At 53.6% G+C, this 20883-nt stretch carries 19 protein-coding genes; 11 read left to right on the top strand and 8 right to left on the bottom strand.

Features of this window, described 5'->3' with window-relative positions:
• The first annotated feature begins 69 nt into the window (after positions 1-69).
• The 4 genes from hpnD to LVJ85_RS06385 all read left to right on the top strand — a co-directional run bounded on the left by hpnD (position 70) and on the right by LVJ85_RS06385 (position 4009).
• Positions 70-918 (top strand): presqualene diphosphate synthase HpnD, encoded by an 849-nt coding sequence (hpnD, locus tag LVJ85_RS06400; protein WP_244742697.1) that lies wholly within the window; start codon positions 70-72, stop codon positions 916-918.
• Positions 915-2246: a hydroxysqualene dehydroxylase HpnE gene (gene hpnE / locus LVJ85_RS06395; RefSeq protein WP_244742693.1), complete on the top strand. Its 1332-nt coding sequence runs from the start codon at positions 915-917 to the stop codon at positions 2244-2246. Before hpnD ends, hpnE begins: the two co-directional genes overlap by 4 nt.
• Positions 2247-2351: 105 nt before the next feature.
• Positions 2352-3071, top strand: coding sequence for an SDR family oxidoreductase (locus tag LVJ85_RS06390; protein ID WP_244742690.1), 720 nt, complete (start codon positions 2352-2354; stop codon positions 3069-3071).
• Positions 3072-3202: 131 nt separating this feature from the next.
• Positions 3203-4009, top strand: coding sequence for an integrase core domain-containing protein (locus LVJ85_RS06385; RefSeq protein ID WP_244739797.1), 807 nt, complete (start codon positions 3203-3205; stop codon positions 4007-4009).
• 16 nt (positions 4010-4025) lie between these two features.
• Here LVJ85_RS06385 and LVJ85_RS06380 read toward each other — a convergent pair whose 3' ends face one another.
• From LVJ85_RS06380 to lptF, 4 genes are all read right to left on the bottom strand, one after another.
• Entirely contained in the window at positions 4026-4169 is a 144-nt protein-coding gene (locus tag LVJ85_RS06380; RefSeq protein WP_244742687.1) for a lipoprotein signal peptidase, read from the bottom strand.
• Positions 4170-4237: 68 nt separating this feature from the next.
• Positions 4238-5077 (bottom strand): sugar nucleotide-binding protein, encoded by an 840-nt coding sequence (locus LVJ85_RS06375; protein WP_244742684.1) that lies wholly within the window; start codon positions 5075-5077, stop codon positions 4238-4240.
• Between the two features lie 109 nt (positions 5078-5186).
• Positions 5187-6254, bottom strand: coding sequence for an LPS export ABC transporter permease LptG (lptG, locus tag LVJ85_RS06370; RefSeq protein WP_244742681.1), 1068 nt, complete (start codon positions 6252-6254; stop codon positions 5187-5189).
• On the bottom strand, positions 6251-7363 hold the full coding sequence (lptF, locus tag LVJ85_RS06365) for an LPS export ABC transporter permease LptF (protein WP_244742678.1): 1113 nt from the start codon (positions 7361-7363) through the stop codon (positions 6251-6253). The genes lptG and lptF overlap by 4 nt, the downstream gene beginning before the upstream one ends.
• Positions 7364-7536: 173 nt before the next feature.
• On the opposite strand from lptF, the gene LVJ85_RS06360 reads away from it, so the two are divergent.
• The 6 genes from LVJ85_RS06360 to LVJ85_RS06335 all read left to right on the top strand — a co-directional run bounded on the left by LVJ85_RS06360 (position 7537) and on the right by LVJ85_RS06335 (position 15396).
• Positions 7537-8961, top strand: a complete 1425-nt coding sequence (locus LVJ85_RS06360) for a leucyl aminopeptidase (RefSeq protein WP_244742674.1) — start codon at positions 7537-7539, stop codon at positions 8959-8961.
• A 169-nt stretch (positions 8962-9130) separates the two neighbouring features.
• Positions 9131-10195 (top strand): lytic murein transglycosylase B, encoded by a 1065-nt coding sequence (gene mltB, locus LVJ85_RS06355; protein WP_244742671.1) that lies wholly within the window; start codon positions 9131-9133, stop codon positions 10193-10195.
• Between the two features lie 335 nt (positions 10196-10530).
• Positions 10531-12837 (top strand): DNA polymerase III subunit gamma/tau, encoded by a 2307-nt coding sequence (gene dnaX / locus LVJ85_RS06350; RefSeq protein ID WP_244742669.1) that lies wholly within the window; start codon positions 10531-10533, stop codon positions 12835-12837.
• 131 nt (positions 12838-12968) lie between these two features.
• Positions 12969-13304 carry a YbaB/EbfC family nucleoid-associated protein gene (locus LVJ85_RS06345; RefSeq protein WP_004284292.1) on the top strand — a complete coding sequence of 112 codons (336 nt, stop codon included), beginning with the start codon at positions 12969-12971 and terminating at the stop codon, positions 13302-13304.
• A gap of 344 nt (positions 13305-13648) precedes the next feature.
• Positions 13649-14587 (top strand): iron ABC transporter permease, encoded by a 939-nt coding sequence (locus LVJ85_RS06340; RefSeq protein WP_244742666.1) that lies wholly within the window; start codon positions 13649-13651, stop codon positions 14585-14587.
• A gap of 62 nt (positions 14588-14649) precedes the next feature.
• Complete coding sequence (locus LVJ85_RS06335; RefSeq protein WP_244743097.1) at positions 14650-15396, top strand: ABC transporter ATP-binding protein; 747 nt, start codon at positions 14650-14652, stop codon at positions 15394-15396.
• Positions 15397-15507: 111 nt separating this feature from the next.
• On the opposite strand, the gene pntB is transcribed toward LVJ85_RS06335, so the two are convergent.
• From pntB to LVJ85_RS06320, 3 genes are read right to left on the bottom strand one after another with little or no spacing between them, the layout of a single operon-like run.
• Positions 15508-16896: a Re/Si-specific NAD(P)(+) transhydrogenase subunit beta gene (gene pntB / locus LVJ85_RS06330; RefSeq protein ID WP_244743094.1), complete on the bottom strand. Its 1389-nt coding sequence runs from the start codon at positions 16894-16896 to the stop codon at positions 15508-15510.
• Between the two features lie 53 nt (positions 16897-16949).
• Positions 16950-17930 carry a DUF3883 domain-containing protein gene (locus LVJ85_RS06325; RefSeq protein WP_244742662.1) on the bottom strand — a complete coding sequence of 327 codons (981 nt, stop codon included), beginning with the start codon at positions 17928-17930 and terminating at the stop codon, positions 16950-16952.
• Between the two features lie 16 nt (positions 17931-17946).
• Positions 17947-19482 carry a Re/Si-specific NAD(P)(+) transhydrogenase subunit alpha gene (locus LVJ85_RS06320; RefSeq protein WP_244742659.1) on the bottom strand — a complete coding sequence of 512 codons (1536 nt, stop codon included), beginning with the start codon at positions 19480-19482 and terminating at the stop codon, positions 17947-17949.
• A gap of 268 nt (positions 19483-19750) precedes the next feature.
• Between LVJ85_RS06320 and gloA the strand changes: the two genes are divergently transcribed.
• On the top strand, positions 19751-20164 hold the full coding sequence (gene gloA, locus LVJ85_RS06315) for a lactoylglutathione lyase (protein WP_244742656.1): 414 nt from the start codon (positions 19751-19753) through the stop codon (positions 20162-20164).
• 68 nt (positions 20165-20232) lie between these two features.
• Here the strand turns inward: gloA and LVJ85_RS06310 are convergent, their stop codons facing one another.
• A complete protein-coding gene (locus tag LVJ85_RS06310; RefSeq protein WP_244742653.1) occupies positions 20233-20820 on the bottom strand; it encodes a metallophosphoesterase in 588 nt (195 codons plus the stop codon).
• Between the last annotated feature and the right edge of the window lie 63 nt (positions 20821-20883).

Raw genomic sequence — 20883 nt, 5'->3', positions numbered from 1 at the left:
GCCTCGAATTGTTATCCCCCCTGTTTCCCGCTACAATCCGTATCCGATAAAAACCATTCAGGAACCGCCGTGCTGCCGCTCGAATACTGCCGTCAAAAAGCCGCCGAAAGCAAATCCAGCTTTTTGGCGGGTTTTCGTTTTCTGCCGCAACCGAAACGCGATGCCATGACCGTGCTGTATGCCTTCTGCCGCGAGCTGGACGATGTGGTGGACGATTGCTCTGACCGGCACGTTGCGCAAACCACGCTCAACTGGTGGCGGGTCGATCTGGCCAAAGTGTTCGGTAGCGAAACGCCGGAACACCCCGTCTGCCTTGCCTTGAAAACCGTTGCCGCCGATTTCGGCCTGCCGCAGGAAGAGCTGGAAGACATCATCAACGGCATGCAGATGGATTTGGAGCAGGCGCGCTACGGACGGTTTGAAGACCTGAAACTTTACTGCTACCGCGTGGCGGGCGTGGTCGGGCGGCTGATTGCCCGCATTCTCGGTTTCAGACGGCCTGAAACTTTGCAATACGCCGAAACGCTCGGTTTGGCCTTGCAACTCACCAATATCATCCGCGACGTGGGCGAAGACGCACGCAACGGCCGTATTTACCTGCCCACCGAAGAATTGCAGCGTTTCAACGTGCCCGCGCAAGTGCTGATGCAGCGCACGCCCACTCCCGAATTTGCCGCGCTCATGAATTTCCAAATCAACCGCGCCCGCGATACCTACCGCAAGGCCGTGGTGCTGCTGCCGTCTGAAGACAAAAAAGCCCAAAAAGTCGGCTTGGTAATGGGCAGCATTTACTATGCTTTATTGAACGAAATCGCTGCCGACGGTGCCGAAAACGTATTGAAATACAAAATCGCCATTCCTTCGCCGCGCAAAAAACGCATTGCCCTGAAAACATGGCTGTTCGGATTTAACCCATGAAACCGCAAAACCCACGCCCAAAAATCGCTGTTATCGGCGCAGGCTGGGCAGGCTTGTCTGCCGCCGTACAGCTTGCTCCGCGTGCCGACCTGACGCTGTTTGAAGCAAGCCGCAGTGCCGGCGGCCGTGCGCGCACGCTGAATGCCGACAGCAGCGGTTTCAGCTTTCTCGACAACGGCCAACACATCCTGCTCGGTGCCTATCACGGCGTGCTTGCGCTGATGAAGCAGATCGGTGTCGATGAACACCAAGCCTTCCTGCGCATGCCGCTGCAATGGCATATTTCAGACGGCCTCCGGTTTCAAACGGCCTCTTTGCCTTCGCCGCTGCATATCGTTGTGGGATTGCTTAAAGCCAAGAACATCGGTTTCGGCGAAAAAATCAAACTGCTCAACGACATGCACGCGCTGCAACAGCGGCACCGCTCACCGCTTCCCCTACCCGACATCACCGTTGCCGAATGGCTGCGCAGCCGCAACGTCCAACGTAAAGCCGTCGCGCAATTCTGGCAACCGCTGGTGTGGGGCGCACTGAACACGCCGCTCGAATCCGCCGGTTTGAAAACGCTGTGTAATGTTTTGCAAGACGGCGTGTGGGCAGACAAAGCCGGCAGCGACTACCTGCTGCCCAAACAGGATTTAGGCCGCATCATCGCCGAACCTTCCCTGCAATTCTTAGCCAAACACAAAGCAGACATCCGTATGGAAACGCGCGTAACGCAGCTTTCCAACCTGCCCGACGGCCGCGTGTGCGTGAACGGCGAAGCGTTTGATGCCGCTGTTTTGGCTGTTGCGCCCTACCACGCCGCCGCCTTGATGCCGTCTGAAACCCCCGCCGATATTCAGACGGCCTTTGAAGGCATCACCTACCATGCCATCACCACCGTTTATCTGCGCTACGCCGAAACCGTGTACCTGCCCGCGCCGCTCACCGGCTTGGTCGAAGGCACCGCACAATGGTTCGTCCATCGTGCCGCGCTGGGCTTGCCCGCCAATGAAACCGCCGCCGTGATCAGCGTTTCCGATCATTTAGGCCGTCTGAAAAACGAAGAATGGATTGCGCGCGTAGATGCCGATTTGAAAACGCTTTGCCCTTATCTGGGCGAACCGCTTGCCGCGCAAGTGATTACCGAAAAACGCGCCACCGCCGCAGCAACGGCCGGCCGCACCCCGCCCGATTTGGCATGGCTGCACCACCGCCGCATCTACCCCGCCGGCGACTACCTGCATCCGCGCTACCCCGCCACGCTGGAAGCCGCCGTGCAGTCCGGCGCAACCGCCGCGGAACTGTGTTTGACCGAATACAAACCGTACGGGCCGAAACTTTAGCGTGAACCGCCCGGCCTTACCGCAGTTCGCCATACCCCCCGACACCGCAACATTTTTTCAGACGGCCTGCCGTCGATACCGATTGAAACCTTAAAGGAAAAACCCATGAGCCAGCTTCAAAACAAAACCATCCTCATCACCGGCGCATCGCAAGGTATCGGCGAACAGGTTGCCAAAGCCTACGCCGCTGCGGGTGCCACCGTGGTGCTGGTTGCCCGCCATCAGAAAAAACTCGAAAAAGTGTACGACGACATCGTCGCTGCGGGCGGCCCCGAGCCGTTTGCCATCTGCTTCGACCTCCTAACCGCCGAAGAAGCCGAGTTCGACCGCTTCGCTGCCACCATCAACGAAGCCACCGGCGGCAAGCTCGACGGCATCGTGCATTGCGCCAGCTACTTCTACGCCCTCTCCCCGCTCGATTTCCAAACCGTGGCCGAATGGGTCAACCAATACCGCATCAACACCGTCGCCCCGATGGGCTTAACCCGCGCCTTCCTGCCCTTATTGAAAGAATCGCCCGACGCTTCGGTGATTTTCGTCGGCGAAAGCCACGGCGAAGACCCGCGCGCCTACTGGGGCGGCTTCGGCGCATCCAAAGCCGCGCTCAACTATTTGTGCAAAGTCGCCGCCGACGAGTGGGAACGCTTCCCCAACCTGCGCGCCAACGTGCTCGTGCCCGGTGCCGTCAACTCGCCCCAACGCATGAAAACCCACCCCGGAGAAGCCCGCGCCGAACGCAAAAACTACGAAGACATCATGCCCGAATTTGTTTGGTGGAGCAGCGAAGCCAGCAAAGGGCGCAGCGGCGAGATTGTGTATCTGTAAATCGGCGTCTGCTTATCCTGCTTGGCCGGGCAACCGATATGAGGCCGTCTGAAACTTATCAACTTTTTTCAGACGGCCTGAGATGTAAGAAACTCTAGCGTTGTTTACAGTATTTGAAAGACAATACTGCCATGAACATCCATAAAAACACCCGCCTTACCCCACACCAACGCCAAGCCGTTTGGCGCGCCTATACACAGGATAAAATCACCGTTACCTCACTGGCCCGGCAATACCAAGTCAGCAGAGTTACCATTTACCGCATCCTAAAGGCCGCACGGTTGCAGCTGCTCGCACCACAAAACAGCACCAACAACCGTTTCAAACAGGCCAAATACGGAATGAAGCGTTTGGCAAAAGTGGAAAAAAACATCGAGGAAAAGCTCAAGAAACAGGCCAAACGCTACAACAAATCCTATCCCGGCGAAATGGTGCATTTCGACACCAAACGACTGCCTTTGTTGCAAAACCAAAAAGCAACCGCCTCGAGAGATTACCTGTTTGTCGCCATTGACGACTATTCCCGCGAGCTGTATGCGGCCATTTTGCCCGACCGTACAGCGGCCAGTGCAGCCAAGTTCCTTTTGCGTGATGTGATTGACTGTTGTCCTTATACCATCGAATGCGCCTATTCGGACAACGGCATGGAATACCGTGGCAATGCGTCGCATCCGTTTGCGATTGCCTGTGTGCAGAACAACATCAACCAGAAGTTTACCCGTATTGCCCGACCGCAGACCAACGGTAAGGCAGAACGGGTAATCCGCACCCTGATGGAAATGTGGCATGACAAAGTTCCGTTTAAGGATTCGGAACACAGGCAGAAGGAATTATGCCGTTTTGTGAATTTTTATAATACGGTTAAGCCGCATAAGGGCTTGAAGGGCGATACGCCTTTTGAGGTTTTACAGGCTTATTTTTCTCAATCTGTTGTGTAAACAACGCGAGGATTTCTTACACCTGAGATCTTTGCAAAACCCGCAGATGTGGATGCAGTTCAAGACGTAGCAGCACAGCGAGTGCAGACATATCATATAGATAGGCAAACGAGCGAGCAGCGCACAACGCAGAAATGCGCCGCAGATGGGGGTTTTGCAAAGATCTCGGCCTCATCCAAAGCAAAGCGGGCATTATAGATGCCCGCTTTTTTGCTACCGTTTGCCCGTTCAAATCCTACCGGCAAAATCTTCCGGCCTCAGCGGTTCGCGGCCCAACAGAGAAGCAAACGCCCCGTTATCCGCGAATGAACCCTGCTCCAGCAATGCAATACTGCTCGGGCTAAGCACACCATTACTAACCACATTCGCCAACGGCAACAACGGTTTAATCCACGACAACGGCAGCGCAATCATTTTTTGCGGCGGCTTTTTGTGCAATGTCTGACGCAACGCATTGAAATAATCCGCCAAAGTCAGCGCCCGGCCGCCGGTCATGTTGACCACCGTGCCGTGTTCGGCCGGATTTTCCGCAAGATTAGCCAAACCCTCGGCCACGTCCGCCACATGCACGGGCTGCAAATCGAAACGCCCACCCGCAGGCATCGCCAATAAAGGCAGTTTCGCCAACGTAATAAACAGCTCGCAACTCACCCCGCCGCGCCCATACACCACCGACGGCCGCGCTATCGACACCTGCACGCCCGAAGCATACACCGCGCGGTCGCCCCGCCCTTTACTGCCGACAAAAGCAATACCGCTCTGCGCGTCCGCACCCAAGGCAGAAAGCTGCACCCAGCGCGACACACCCTCCTGCTCCGCCCACTGCGCCAGCTGCTCCGGTGCGCGGTGATGCACCTGCTCCAAAATATCCGCATGACGGCTCATCACGCCCACAGCGTTAACCACCACATCTTTCCCGCGCAGCAAAGATCTCACCGCCGCTTCATCAAGACGAAGATAATCACACTCCTTGCGCCCCGCCGCCGCCACCTCATGACCGCGTTCACGCAAAATCGCCGCTGCGCGCCTGCCGATAAAGCCGTTACCACCTAAAATTAAAACGTTCACGTTTTTCTCCTTTTGCCTATTCGATTTCGTTTTTTCGCCATCATAACCCGAGGCCGTCTGAACATTTTCAGACGGCCTCTTGCTTATGGCTCTTATTGCATCGCATCCATTAACGCTTTTCCTGCTTGCGGATCAAATAAACGCCTAAAACCCCGAAAAGAAGCGTCGGCAAAACCGCCGCGACAAAAGGCGGCACGCCGTAGAGTTCGCCGGTAAAGCCGAACAAGCGGCCGGCAAAGTGGAAGGCCAAGCCCAAACAGATGCCGCCGAACAGTCTCAAACCCATGTTGCCGTGGCGGGTGTTTTGCGGCGTAAAGGCCAGTGCCACCAGTGCCATCACCATGGCGGCAATCGGATACATCAGTTTGCGCCACCAAGCGATTTCATAGGTTTTGGTTTGCTGGTTGTTGTTTTTCAGATGGCCTATATAAGTCGTGAGCGCCGACACCGACATTTGCTCGGGCTTCACCAGCAATACGTCCAGCAAACTGCTGTTCAGATTCACTTTCCATTGCTGCACCGCCAGATTTTCGATGCGTACCTGCTCTTTTTCCAACAGGCTGCGGCGCACGTTTTTAAGCTGCCAATTTTGGTTGTCCACCACGGCGGAATCCGCTTCCACAGCTTCGGCCAACTGAAACTGCTCGTCGTGCCGCCAGATTTTCACGCCGAGCAGCGTGTGGTCGGGCAACATTTCACGCACGTTGATGATGTTGTTTTGCTCTTTCAGCCACAAACCTTGGCTGCCGGTGCTGATTCTGCCGCTCACGGCGGTGGCTTTGAGGTTTTCGGCGCGTTGGCTGAGCGAAGGGGCAATCCATTCGCCCAAAAGCGCGGTCAACACCGCAAAAATCAAACCGAATTGCAGCAGCACGGTAATCAGTTTTTTAGTGCTCATGCCGCTGGTTTTCATCACGGTCAGCTCACTGCCGGAAGCCAATTGGCTGAGCGCCACCAAACCGCCGATTAAAACGGCCAGCGGCATCAGGTCATACGCGTGTGCGGGCATCTGCATCAGCACATACTGCATCATTTTCATGCCGGTATAGCTGCCCTGCCCGATGTCGCCGACTTCGCCGATGATGTCGAAAAAACTGTATAAAGCGAGAAATGCCAGCAGCGCGTAAAGGGAAGTAACGCTGAGGCGGCTGATGAGGTAGCGGGTAAGCAGCATCATTTCGCACCGCCTTTCAAGCTGAGTTTGACGGCCTGCCAAAACGGCTGGGCGGGCATACTGCGCACACGCAGCAGGATAAAGGCGATAAACGCAATCAGTATGTGCATGGGCAACATGCCGAGCCAGAAATTGAGTTTGCCGTCTTCAACCGCGTTGCGCAGGAAGGTAAGGCCGTTTTGATAAACCAAATACAGGCCGATGGCAATCAATATGTTATAAGTATGCCCCGTGCGCGGGTTGAAATAGGAAAGCGGCACGGCCAGTATGCTCAGCAGCAATACGCTGATGGGCAGCGACAAACGCCACATCAATTCGGCCTGATATTGCGGATTATCGCTGCCGAAAAGTTTGGATGTGGGAATGGTGCGGCGGTGGGAAATGGGGTCGATGATTTTCGGTGTGGTGCTGATAATCAGGCTTAAATGTTGGAAAGAAACTTGGTTGTAGTCGGCCTTGCCGGGCGTGCCGCTGTAACGGTAGCCGTTGCTCAATTCCAGCGTGCGTTTGTTGTCTTTCAAGGAAAACGTGCCTTCTTTGGCAAACACGATATTGTCGTTGCCTTTGTCGTCTTGTTCGCGCAGAAACAGGTTTTTCATGATGCCCGAATCCACGTCGAAAGTTTCGACAAAATAAACACGCCCGTTGCGCTTGCCGAGCGTGCGGAACTCACCCGCCTCTACTAAAGAAAGCTCTTGTTTCTGCTTAAGGATTTCGGCAAATTCGCGGCTGCGCAGCTCTGCCCACGGCATCACGAAAAGCTGCATCACCGCAATCAAGATAGCAAACGGCACGGCAAACTGAAGCACCGGCCGCAACCACTGTTTCAAAGCCAATCCGCACGAGAGCCACACCGACATTTCGCTGTCGCGCCAATATCTTGTCAGCACCGTCAGCGTACTGATATAGGCGGTCAACACCAGCAGCAGCGGGGTCATGCCGATTACCCAAAATCCCACCAGCGCGGCCACGGCATCGATGGCCACGCGCCCGTCGGCAGCGCGGCCGAGCAGATTGATGGCCTGCGTCGATACCAAAACCGCCAGCAGCACCACGAAGATGCCGACGGCCGTGAAGGAAAGTTCTTTAATAAAATGGCGTTGGTAAATCATAAAATTGAGGCGCTTTCGGTGCGTGCCGGGTGTTTATGCCGTCTGAAAGGTTTCAGGCAGCCGGATATAGAGTACAATCAGGCCGAAATGTTCAGACGGCCTACCCTGCTTTTGGCTTGTCGAGGCCGTCTGAAAAATGTATGTGAACCACTGTTCAGTTCAGGAGAATCAACATGGAATTTAGCACAAAAGCCGAAAAATTGCAGCCGAGCCAAGCCGGTGCGCTGCTCTACATCTGCGAAGACGCCTGCCCGTGCAGCAAAAACAGCGATAACGAAACCGCCGCCCTGCTCTGCGGCAGTTTGGAAGAAAACCAATCGTTTGCCGAAACCCAAACCGTTGAAAACGGCAGCCTCAAAGCCGTAGCCGTTGTCCGCCTGAACAACCTCAGCCGCGAAACCGTCGCCAAAGCCGCCGCAGAAGCCGCCACATGGGCGCAAAAGCAGGAAGAAATCCACGTCTGCACCGCCCCGTTCAGCAAAAAAAATGCCGCTTTGGTAGCAGAAGTGTTCGCCACCGCTTTCGGCAACGCCGCCTACCGCTTCGAGCGCTATAAAAAAGAACCCAAACCCGCCAAACTCGCCGGCGTGGTTTTCCACTGTCCCGGCCAAGAAGCCGGCATCAAAACCGCATTGGAAACCGCTGAAGCCCAAGTGTACGGCATGACCCTGTGCAGAGACCTCGGCAACGCCGCCCCCAACGAATGCACACCGAAATTCTTGGCTCAAACCGCCAAAAAAGAAGTCGAAAAACTCGGCGTATCCGTCAAAATCCTTGAAAAAGACTACATCAAGAAAAAAATGGGTTCTTTCTGGTCGGTGGCCAAAGGCAGCAAAGAGAAACCCTATTTAATCGAACTTTCCTATTCCGGCGCCAAAAATAAAGACGACGCGCCCATTGTATTAGTGGGTAAAGGCATCACCTTCGACACCGGCGGCATTTCGCTCAAACCCGGCCTCAATATGGACGAAATGAAATACGACATGTGCGGCGCTGCCAGCGTAATCGGCACATTCTGCGCCGCCGTCAAACTGAAACTGCCCATCAACCTGATTGCCATCGTGCCCACCTGCGAAAACATGCCTTCCGGTGAAGCCAACAAACCCGGCGACATCGTTACCAGCATGAAAGGGCTGACCATCGAAGTCTTGAATACCGACGCCGAAGGCCGTCTGATTTTGTGCGACGCGCTTACCTACGCCGAGCAATTCAAACCCAAAGCCGTCATCGACGTCGCCACACTCACCGGCGCCTGCATCATCGCACTGGGCAACGACGTTAGCGGCGTCATGGGCAACGATCAGAAACTCATCGACCAACTGCTCGCCGCCTCACGCGAAACCGACGACAAAGCATGGCAGCTGCCGCTGTTTGATACTTATAAAGAACAGCTCAAGTCCAACTTTGCCGACCTTCCCAATATCGGCACGCCCGGCGCAGGCACCATCACTGCTGCCACGTTCTTATCGCACTTCACCGAAGACTACCCGTGGGCACATCTCGACATTGCCGGCACCGCTTGGAAATCCGGCAAAGACAAAGGCGCTACCGGCCGCCCCGTGCCGCTGCTGCTGAACTATCTGCGCAACGTAAAATAACCCAAGCAGCCGAAGCACAAGCGGAGGCCGTCTGAACAATCAAACTGCACCCGCACCGGCATTTCCGCCGATGTCAGGTGCAGTTTTTTAATGCCGGCCGCCCTTTAAGCCCCCACCTAAATTTGATAAACTGCGCCTACTATAACAACCGCCCAAGAAAACATACGTCATGAAAAAAACCGCGCTCTCCGTTTTAGCTGCCCTGACCTTACTCTCATGCAGCACCACCCACGACCCCGCCAAAGAAAAACCCGTCCCCCCCGTCGGCAAACGCCCGACCTTCAACCAAACCGCCGACTCGGTGGCCATCAGCGGGTTTAACGGCAATGCCAACGTGCAGCGTTTTATCGCGCATGAAGTGGCGGGCGGCAAGTTTACCGAAGGCGAGTTGCAGAGCTTTTTCGACGGCGTGGTGTACAAAGGCAATATTATCAACATCATGAACCGCCCCGGCACATCCCGCCCGTGGTATGAGTTCCGCACCGGCAATTCCGGCGCATCGAAAATCAATAACGGCAAACGTTTCTACGCGCAACACAAAACCACCATCGATGCCGTGGCGCGCAGCTACGGCGTACCGGCCGAGCTGATTGTGGCCATCATCGGCATCGAAACCAACTACGGCAACAATATGGGCAGCTTCCGTTTGGCGGATTCTTTGAGCACGCTGGCGTTCGACTATCCGCGCCGCGCCGAGTTTTTCCAAAAAGAATTAAACGAATTTTTACTGATGGCGAAAGAAGAAAAGCGCGACGTATTCGGTTTTAAAGGCAGCTACGCCGGCGCGATGGGCATGCCGCAGTTTATGCCTTCGAGCTTCCGCAAATATGCGGTCGATTACGACGGCGACGGCTTGCGCGATATTTGGAACAACGTCGGCGACGTGGCGGCTTCGGTGGCGAACTACATGAAAGCGCACGGCTGGCAGACCAACGGCAAAATGGTGGTGCCGGTTACGCTCACCATCACGCAAGAGCTGCAAAACATCATCGACGAAAAAACCGCGCTCACCCGCACAGTGGGCGAACTCAAACGCTTGGGCGTGATGCCGCAGGAAGTGGTGGACGACAATGAAAAAGCCGTACTCTACCGCCTCGAAACCGCACCGGGCGTGTATGAATACTATATCGGCCTGAATAACTTCTACGCCGTATGGCAATACAATCACAGCCGCATGTATGTAACCGCCGTGCGCGATATTGCCAACGGCGTGGGCGGCAACTACCGTTTGTAACGGTTCGATATTGCCGCCGTGCATAAAAAGCCGCTGCCCGTGCGATAACGGCGGCGGTTTTCATGTGTTTGGCGGCAGGTAAAAAATGTTAGAATACCGAATCTTCAAGGCATGGAATCATAGCTCAACCCTGCTTGCCGCAATATCGTCATACTCGGGCTTGACCCGAGTATCTCTCAGCATTACTGAAACCTTAAAGATACTCGGGTCAAGCCCGAGTATGACGTACATTTCACTGGAAGCAGGCTTTTCTATGAACAACACAAACCGGCCAATGGTAAAAAATCCGGCCGCATACCAGCCTTCCTTTACCGAATTCAAACAAAAGAGAATCTATGGCTTATCAAGTTCTCGCCCGTAAGTGGCGGCCTAAAACCTTTGCCGATTTGGTCGGACAGGAGCATGTTGTCAAAGCCCTGCGCAACGCGCTCGACGAAGGCCGCCTGCATCATGCCTATCTGCTTACCGGCACGCGCGGGGTGGGCAAAACCACCATCGCCCGCATTCTGGCGAAAAGCCTTAACTGCGAAAACGCCAACCACGGCGAGCCTTGCGGCGTGTGCCAAAGCTGCACCCAAATCGACGCGGGTCGATATGTTGATCTGCTCGAAATCGACGCGGCTTCCAACACCGGCATCGACAACATCCGCGAAGTGCTCGAAAACGCCCAGTACGCGCCCACCGCCGGCAAGTACAAAGTCTATATCATCGACGAAGTGCACATGCTCTCCAAAAGTGCGTTCAATGCCATGCTGAAAACGCTGGAAGAGCCGCCCGAGCATGTGAAATTCATTCTCGCGACTACCGACCCGCACAAAGTGCCGATCACCGTATTGAGCCGCTGCCTGCAATTCGTACTGCGCAACATGACCACGCAGCAAGTGGCCGACCACTTGGCGCATGTGCTGACGGTGGAGCAGATTCCGTTCGAGCCGCCCGCGCTGCAACTGCTCGGCCGCGCCGCCATGGGTTCGATGCGCGATGCCTTGAGCCTGCTCGACCAAGCGATTGCGATGGGTTCCGGCAGCGTTACCGAGCATGATGTCCGCCAGATGATCGGCGCGGTCGACAAACGCTATCTTTACGAACTGCTGCAAGGCATTGTGAACCAAGACGGCGAAGAACTGCTGCGCAAAGCACAGGAAATGGCCGCCCGCGCCATCGGTTTCGACAACGCCTTGAGCGAGTTGGCCATGCTGCTGCAACGGCTGGCGCTTGCCAAAACCGTTCCCGCCGCCATTGCCGACGACCCCGAACACGAAACCCTGCTGCGCTTATCGCAATATTTAAGCGGCGAACAAATCCAGCTCTACTACCAATGCGCCATCCACGGCAAACAAGACCTGAGCCTCGCGCCCGACGAATACGCCGGTTTCGTGATGACGCTGTTGCGTATGCTCGCGTTCGCCCCGATTGCCGCCAAAGCGCACGACCCCGACGGCGTGATAGAAGGCACGCAACTGCACAACCCCGAAGCGGCAGAGCCTGCCGCAAAAAAGCCGCTGATTCTGTCTGAGCCGCCGGCCGAACCGAAACCTGTTCAGACGGCCTCCGAAACCGTGGCAAGGCCGTCTGAACAGGCCGTGGCACAGGCAGAAGATACACCGCCGTGGGAAGATGTGCCGGAAACGCCCGCTGCGGCAGCGGACGGTTTTCAGACGGCCTCCGAACCCATAAGGCCGTCTGAAAAAGTTGAGACGCAAACAGCGGTTCAGGCGGCAGAAGCATCTTTGCAGAATCACACGCAGGAAATGCCCGCCGTGGCAGCAGAGCATTTTCAGACGGCCTTAACACCGATAGCAAGGCCGTCTGAAACCGCAGGTGAGCAAGTTGCCGTGCAAGAACAAGCCGCACCTGAAACGCTTCAAACCGGCCAACCCGAAGTCGCTAACATGCCGTCTGAAAGCATGGAAAACCTTCAAAACGCAGAGGCAGCCCCACCGGCAAGCACGGCAGACATTCAGACGGCCTCTCCGTTGAGCGAAGTTCAAAGCCCGCAAACCATGCCGTCTGAAACCGCCGAAACCGCTTTTCAGACGGCCTCGGATTATCCGCCCGAATATGCCGAAGCCCCGTTTGATGCGGACGCACCGCCGTATTTCCCCGAAGAATACGACTACCCCGAATATCAAACCTACGAGCCGCCGATGCCGTCTGAAAACGCAGCCGATAGCGAAGACGAAGAGCAGGCCGAGGCCGAAGAGCAGGCAGGTTTCGCCCCGCTGCCCGAGTTCGCCCCCGAAAACTGGGCGGCCATCGTCAAACGCCTCGCCCCCAAACTCGGCGCGGCGCAAATGCTGGCGCAACACGCCGTTTGGACAAGCTACCAGCCCGAAACCGGCCTGATGATGCTCGCCCTCACCGACGAAGCCCGCGCCACCACCACCAAAGAGCGTTTGGATAAAATCCAAAACACCCTCGCCGACGCATACGGCCTGACCTTAAAGCTGCAAACCGAAGCTTGGCGCGGCGATGCAGGCTGGGAAACGCCCGCCATGCGCAGCAAACGCCTGCAACTCGAAGGCCGCCAAAAAGCGCAGCAACTGCTCGAAGCCGACCCCGCCGCCCGGCAGATTCTCGAGCTTTTCGAAGCCCGATGGCTGCCCGACACGCTGGAGCTGTTTGAACAGTCGGACTCTTAATGCGTAGAAAAGCCGTCTGAAAAAAAGCAAGCCTGTTTTTCAGACGGCCTTATCGGAAAATCAATCGTTTATATTGCCGATTTACTATTCAATAGGTATTATCGAACCCTTTTTAAAACAGGAGTAAAACCATGTTCGGAAAAGCCGGATTAGGCGGCCTGATGAAGCAGGCTCAACAAATGCAGGAAAACATGAAAAAAGCGCAAGCCAAGCTGGCTGAAACCGAAGTGAACGGCGAAGCAGGCAACGGCTTGGTTAAAGTTACCATGACCTGCAACCATGTTGTCCGCAAAATCGACATCAGCGAAGATTTGATCAAAGAAGCGGCCGACGACAAAGAAATGCTCGAAGATTTGGTATTGGCCGCCATCAACGACGCGGGCAACAAAGCGGAAGAAACCACCAACAAAACCATGGGCGCGTTCACCCAAGGCCTGCCCGCCGGAATGGGCGACTTTTTCCGTTAATTCAAACGCCCTGATACGAAGCAGCTGTCTGAACATTCAGACGGCTGTTTTAACAAACACCATTAAAAAAACACAATCTGCCGGAATAACCAAACTCAATCCACATTCCACCCATCCGGCCCACACCAAAATCCACCCCTGTGGCACACAACAAACCATTCCCAAACAAGCTGCCGACTACAAACTTACGCTTTGCAAAACGGCACAAACACAGCGCATTCAGACGGCCTGTATTATCACGCAGCCATCCGCTTGCCGTGTTATATGCACTTGGTTAACAATACGACGTTTGTCATACCCGAATTTGACAGCCTTTATTGAATAAACAGTTTCACCATAAACCTATGAAACCTTTTCCCCTTATTCTCTCCCTCATGATTACCGCCGCCCTCGTCTGGTTTTGCGCCGGCATCGGGTTCGGCGAATGGCAGCCCCCGCATCAGATGGATGAAACCATACAGGCCATCCGCCTGCCGCGCGTCGCCAGCTCCTTGCTGGTCGGCGCCGCTTTAGCCGCAGCAGGCGCAGCATTGCAGGCTTTGTTTGAAAACCCCTTGGCCGACCCGAGCCTAATCGGCACGTCGGGCGGCGCGGCATTGGGCGTGATTATCGTGCTGGCGTTCGGCATAGGCGCCATCGGCGTGCCCTTTGCCGCGTTTATCGGCGCATTGGCGGTTTGCCTGCTGATACTCGGCATCCACCGCTTTATCGGCGGCGGCACGCTGGGGCTGCTGGTGTTGGGCTTTGTATTGAGCGCGTTTTCCGCCGCAATCGTCAGCCTGATTCTGTTTTTATCCGACGACATGGTGCTGCGCAGCGCAACCATTTGGCTGTCGGGCAGCTTGGCCGAAGCAGGATTTACTTCACCGTTGTATGCTGCTACTGCAATGCTGGCCGGATTGCTGATTCTCGTGTTGGTCGGCAAAAAGCTCGACATCCTCATGCTCGGCGAAGACACCGCCGTCAGCATGGGCATTTCGGTGCAGGCCGTACGCATACAAACCGTCGTCGGCGCCGCTTTGCTCACCGGAGCCGCCGTATCGCTTTCAGGCATCATCGGTTTTCTCGGCATGATGGTGCCAAACGTTGTAGCGCGGGCAGTAGGCGGCAGGCGCAGCAAACTCATCCTGCTCTCGGCGTGGCTGGGTGCAGTATTCCTGCTGGTGGTCGATAGCGCCGCACGTTGGTTCACCTATCCTGTGGACGTACCGGTAGGCATCGTCATCGCCCTGCTCGGCGGGCCGTTTTTCATGTGGCTGTTTTTAAAACCGTTGCGTAAATAAAACGGTCGCGCTTCCTTCCCAAGATGCCCGCCCCGCAAACATTTATCCTTAAATTCAAAATGATGAACTACTCTTTCACCATCAACCGCCTGAAAGTACAAACCAAAAACAGGGTTTTGCTGGAAATCGACGAACTCAAGCTTCCCCACGGCTGCCACACCGCCATCATCGGCCCCAACGGCGCAGGCAAGTCCACGCTGCTCAAAGCCCTGATACGCCGAACAGGGCAAGGCTCGGTCAAGCTGTTCGACCAAGCCGTACCGCCGCAACTCAAACAAGGCAAAGTCGCTTGGGTGGCGCAGCACGGCCAATACCAAATGCCGCTGACCGTGCGCGAATACATCGAACTCGGGCGCGGAAGCGACAGCGCCTGGCCTTTTCAGACGGCCTCCAAGCCGTCTGAACAAGCCGAAGCCCTGCTGGCTCATTTCGATTTGCAAGAACTCGCCGAAAAACGCATCCAAACCCTTTCCGGCGGCGAGCAGCAACGCGCCAACATCATCCGCGCCCTACTCCAAAACGCCCCCGTGCTACTGCTCGACGAACCCTGCAACCACCTCGACATCCGCCACCAACACAGCCTCATGAGCCACATCAACCGAAACCGGCAAAACTTCAGCGCCATCATGGTGCTGCACGATTTAAACCTCGCCGCCCAATACGCACAGCACATCGTGCTCATGAACCACGGCCGCATCGTTGCCGCCGGAACACCGGAGCAAGTGATGCAGCCCCCTCTGCTGGCTGAAGTCTATCAATGGCCGATTGAGCGGGTGTGCGATGAAAAAGGCGTTTATTTTAGGATTTAGAATAAGGCAAGAGGCTTGAGTAGCTCAAATAAGAAGAAAAGGCCGTCTGAAAAATTTTCAGACGGCCTTTATTACTTAAGTATAAATAAACACGATATTTTTCAGACGGCCTTATTTCTTCAATTCCGCCAGAATCTCATCCACAGTCGCTTTCGCATCGCCGAAGCACATCACGCTGTTTTCATTGAAGAACAGCGGGTTTTGCACACCGGCATAGCCTGTGTTCATCGAGCGTTTGAACACCACCACTTCTTTGGCCTTCCACACTTCCAATACCGGCATGCCGGCAATCGGGCTGTTCGGGTCGGTTTGGGCGGCGGGGTTCACGGTGTCGTTCGCGCCGATGACCAGCACTACGTCGGTTTCAGGGAAATCGTCATTGATTTCATCCATTTCCAACACGATGTCGTAAGGTACTTTGGCTTCGGCCAACAATACGTTCATGTGTCCGGGCAGACGGCCTGCTACGGGGTGGATACCGAAGCGCACTTCCACGCCTTGTTTGCGCAGCAAGTCGGTGATTTCGGCAACGGGGTATTGCGCTTGAGCAACGGCCATACCGTATCCGGGCGTGATGATGACTGAGTTTGCACCTTTGAGCATTTCGGCCACTTCAGCGGGTTTCACTTCGCGATATTCGCCCATTTCTTCACCGCCTGCGGCAGCGGAAGAACCGTCGGTGCCAAAGCCGCCTGCAATCACGGAAATGAACGAGCGGTTCATAGCCTTACACATGATGTAAGACAGAATCGCACCGCTTGAGCCGACCAACGCACCGGTAACAATCAGCAAGTCGTTGGAAAGCATAAAGCCCGCTGCGGCTGCCGCCCAGCCTGAATACGAGTTCAGCATGGAAACCACCACCGGCATGTCTGCACCGCCGATGGAGGCCACCAAATGCCAGCCGAACGCAAGTGCGATGGCGGTCATCAGAATCAGAGCCAACCAGCTACCGTCGTCAGCCGATACAAACACCAACATCAGGATAAACGATACCGCCAAAGCAGCCAGATTCAGCTTGTGTTTGTGCGGCAATTGCAAGGGCGCGCTGCTGAGTTTGCCGTTGAGTTTGCCGAACGCCACAATCGAGCCGGTAAAGGTTACAGCACCGATGAAAATGCCGAGGAACACTTCCACCAAGTGAATGGTGTGCATATCGGAAGATACATTGTCCGCTTCGATAAAGCTGTTGAAGCCCACCAACACGGCAGCCAAACCCACGAAGCTGTGCAGCAAGGCAATCAGCTCGGGCATTTCGGTCATTTCCACTTTTTGGGCTTTGTAAACACCGATGGCCGCACCGATAGCCATTGCAATGATGATCCAGCCCAAGCCTGCGGTTTGCTCGCTGAACACGGTGGCAATCAGGGCAATAATCATGCCGGCGATGCCGTAATAGCAACCGTTTTTGGCGGTTTCCTGTTTCGACAGGCCGGCCAATGAAAAAATAAATAAGATTGCGGCGACGATATATGCCGCGGTAACTAATCCAGATGACATCATTAGTCTCCAATTCTTTGGATTTCTATTATAGAAATAATATCCATCACAATTTACGAACAGCTTAGTGTGGCACTTTGTTTAGTTTTAATTTCAAGAAAACGATCTAGCTCATTTTCTGACTCAACTAGCCAACCCTGCTTTTCCTCGCTATATCTACATATTGATAATGTAGGTTTTTCAAGTGCATTGGTAACAACAGCCAAACGATAATCATTTTTTTGCTCTTCAAAAGCTTTGTATTCATTTGGTGTTAACTCCACAACGAATACAGAACCTGATAACCCTTTAACCTCAATTCTCAAAAATGATTTATCTGTTCTTGCTACTAAATCCCAACCCACATTATCTTTTTCAACACTTTCAATTTGATAGCCAAGCTTTTCGAAATAAGTACGACAAGTCTGAATAGCTGCTTTTTCAACCAAAACCTTTTTCTCCGGATTTGGCTTATCACTACGGATTGAAACAGGAGATTCGTAATTTTTAATAAATGACAAAGTTTCATTAACATAAAGCTGATTCTCTTCTTTATCAGCATACCAAATATTGCTTTGCCCAATCCCACCTTGGACTCTATTAGCTCGTGGAATATCCAGAGTTCTAGCATCTATAGGCAATAAAGTTACATTTTCTTCTAAAGCTTTTATTAAATAACGAGAAATCCCGTTTTTTTGATGGTCAATTGAACAGGAAACAAATTGCTGGAACTCATGGTAAACGGTTGCATTTTTATACCAACCCACAACAGTAGTACCACCTCCTAATTTTTTAGGGCGAGTTGCAGTCCAAATAACCAATACATCGTTAAGGAAGTCAGTATTTGCTTTTTTATCAATTCGAGTTAAATCAATGCTGCGGTTATTTACAGGTTGAACATAACCATATACCCAGTTATCGGCAGACAAGAAATTACAGACTTCATGCCCTGTTCCCTCTTCTTTAACATAGGCACCCCCACCACTAATCTGATCAGATGAATTAATTCCTTGATATTTTTCCATCCAACCAATATTACAAAATAAGATTCTCATCGTATGTTCACTCCACTTAACCTTTACGGAACATATTCAACATGCGGCGGGTAACGTAGAAGCCGCCGAAGATATTGATGCTGGCAATCAGCACGGCAATAAAGGCGAGGAACGACACCACGCCGTTGCCCTGCCCGATTTGCAGCAGCGCACCCACTACGATAATGCCGGAAATGGCATTGGTTACCGACATCAGCGGCGTGTGCAGCGAATGGCTCACGTTCCACACCACGTAATAGCCGATCACGCAGGCCAGCACAAATACGATAAAGTGGTTTAAGAATTCGGCCGGAGCTACGGCACCCATCCACAATACCAACACCGCACCAATCACTGCCGGAGCCAGTTTTTTCCATGTCGGAACAGGTTTCGGTTCGGGTTTCGCCATAGGTGCGGCTTGCGCTTGCTGTTGCGGCGCGGCGGACACTTGAATCGCAGGCGGCGGGAAAGTGATTTCGCCGTCGCGTGTAACGGTCATGTTGCGGATAATCACATCTTCAAAATCAAGTGCAATTTCGCCGTCTTTATTCGGGCTTAACAGCTTGCTCAGGTTCACAAGGTTGGTGGCGTAAAGCTGTGAAGACTGTCCGGCCAAACGGTTGGCCATATCGGTATAGCCGATGATTTTCACGCCGTTATCGGTCACGAACAGCTCGCCCGGTTTGGTTAATTCGCAGTTGCCGCCGGTAGCCGCCGCCAAATCGACAATCACCGAACCCGGCTTCATGCTTTCCACCATTTCTTTGGTAATCAGTTTCGGTGCAGGTTTGCCCGGAATGGCCGCAGTCGTGATGATGATGTCCACTTGTTGGGCTTGCTCGGCAAACAGTTTCATTTCCGCCGCGATAAACTCTTCGCTCATCACTTTGGCGTAACCGTCGCCGCTGCCGCCTGCTTCTTGTGGGAAATCGAGCTTCAGGAATTGGCCGCCCATTGATTCGATTTGTTCGGCCACTTCCAAACGGGTATCGAACGCTTTAACCACCGCGCCCAACGAGTTTGCCGTACCAATCGCCGCCAAACCGGCCACGCCCGCACCAATCACCAGCACTTGCGCCGGCGGCACTTTGCCCGCTGCGGTAATCTGGCCGGTAAAGAAACGGCCGAACGCATTCGCCGCTTCAATTACAGCACGGTAGCCGCTGATGTTCGCCATAGACGACAGCGCATCCAATGCCTGCGCACGTGAAATACGCGGCACCATATCCATCGCCAGCACGTTCACTTTTTGATCAGTGAGCTTTTGTACCAACTCGGGATTTTGTGCGGGCCATAAGAAGCTCACCAGCGTTTGACCCGCATTCAGACGGCCTACTTCGCTTTCAGAAGGTGCGTTGACTTTATAAATCAGCGGGCTAGACCATACTTCCGCTGCATCCGCCACAAGCGCACCGGCAGCTTCATATGCCGCATCATCCAAACTCGCCGCCAAACCGGCGCCGCGTTCCACCACAACTTCAAAACCCAGTTTTTGCAGCTGGGTTACGGTTGCAGGGGTACACGCCACACGGGTTTCACCGGGCAGAGATTCCTTCGGAATACCAATCCTCATCTCATTTTCCTCATAAACACGTTAGTCACATTAAAAATACGATTAAATATAAATTAACAGTCTCTTTATAACGAATTTCAAGCACAAAGACAACCAAAGAATGTTAACAATCTTTCATGGCCGCAATATGCGTTTATCAATAAGGCCGTCTGAAAAAACGCTCTTTCAATACGCATCAAACCTTTGCCGCCAGCAGGATAAAACAGGCTTATGTTAAAATAGACATTCCCACCGCATCTGCGGTTTCCATCTACACCAAGGAACCACCATGAGAATGCTCCATACCATGCTCCGCGTCGGCAACCTCGATAAATCGTTAGCATTTTATCAAGACGTTTTAGGCATGAAACTCTTACGAAAAAAAGACTATCCCGACGGTAAATTTACCTTGGCCTTTGTGGGCTACGGCGAAGAATCCGATACCACCGTGCTTGAGCTTACCCACAACTGGGATACGGAAAGCTACGATTTAGGCAATGCCTACGGCCATATCGCCATCGAAGTGGACGACGCCTATGCCTCTTGTGATGCGGTGCGTGCCAAAGGCGGAAAAGTTGTCCGCGAAGCTGGCCCGATGAAGCACGGCACGACGGTGATTGCTTTTGTTGAAGATCCCGACGGCTATAAGATTGAGTTCATTCAAAAAAATACGGGCAGCGATTCGGTGCAATATCAATCTTAATATTTTGCGGTAACAAAAATGCCGTCCCCCATTATTGGCGGAACGGCATTTTTAATCATTAGCGGCTTCTATTTTTGGTTTTCAAAATAAACCATTTCAGGTAAATCTTTCAGCAAAGCGTCTATGTCGGCAGGCGTGAGAAAACGCCCGTGCAAATCCCATCCTACATTCAACAATCTGCCCGGCACCGGCGCAGTACGGTTGTGCAGATGGCCGTAGAGGTGATACCAACCTTTGTGGCAGCCGTCCCATTCATGAATGGGATAATGAAACAGAATCAATATATTGCTGATTTCCGGCAACTTGAGTTTCAAGTAATGCTGCGCGGACGACAGCAAAGGATTTCCGTCATGCTTGCAAGTTGTCAAAAAATGGCGTCTGTGCCGCTCGATCAAAGTATCGTGATTGCCGAAAATCAGATGATGTTTGCCGTTCAGACGGCCTAATGTGTTTTCGATTTTGCCGATATTGTGTGCAAACGATACGTCGCCTAAATTGTAAACCGTATCTTCCGGCGACACGGTGTTGTTCCATGCCTCAATCATGTATTCGTCCAACTCGTCGATACAATCGGTAGCCGGACGGAACTCGGGGCAAAGTTTGGCAATGTTTTTGTGCGAAAAATGCAGGTCGGAAGTGAAGAATATTTTGCTCATGATGATGCTTCGTATAATCGGTTTTCCATTTTTTCAGACGGCCTCCATGCGTGATTACGGCTT

This window comes from Neisseria sp. Dent CA1/247 (genome assembly GCF_022870825.1).
GTDB classification, from domain to species: domain Bacteria; phylum Pseudomonadota; class Gammaproteobacteria; order Burkholderiales; family Neisseriaceae; genus Neisseria; species Neisseria zoodegmatis.
Note: the sequence above shows the minus strand (reverse complement) of the source record. Positions and strands in the feature narration are given on the sequence as shown.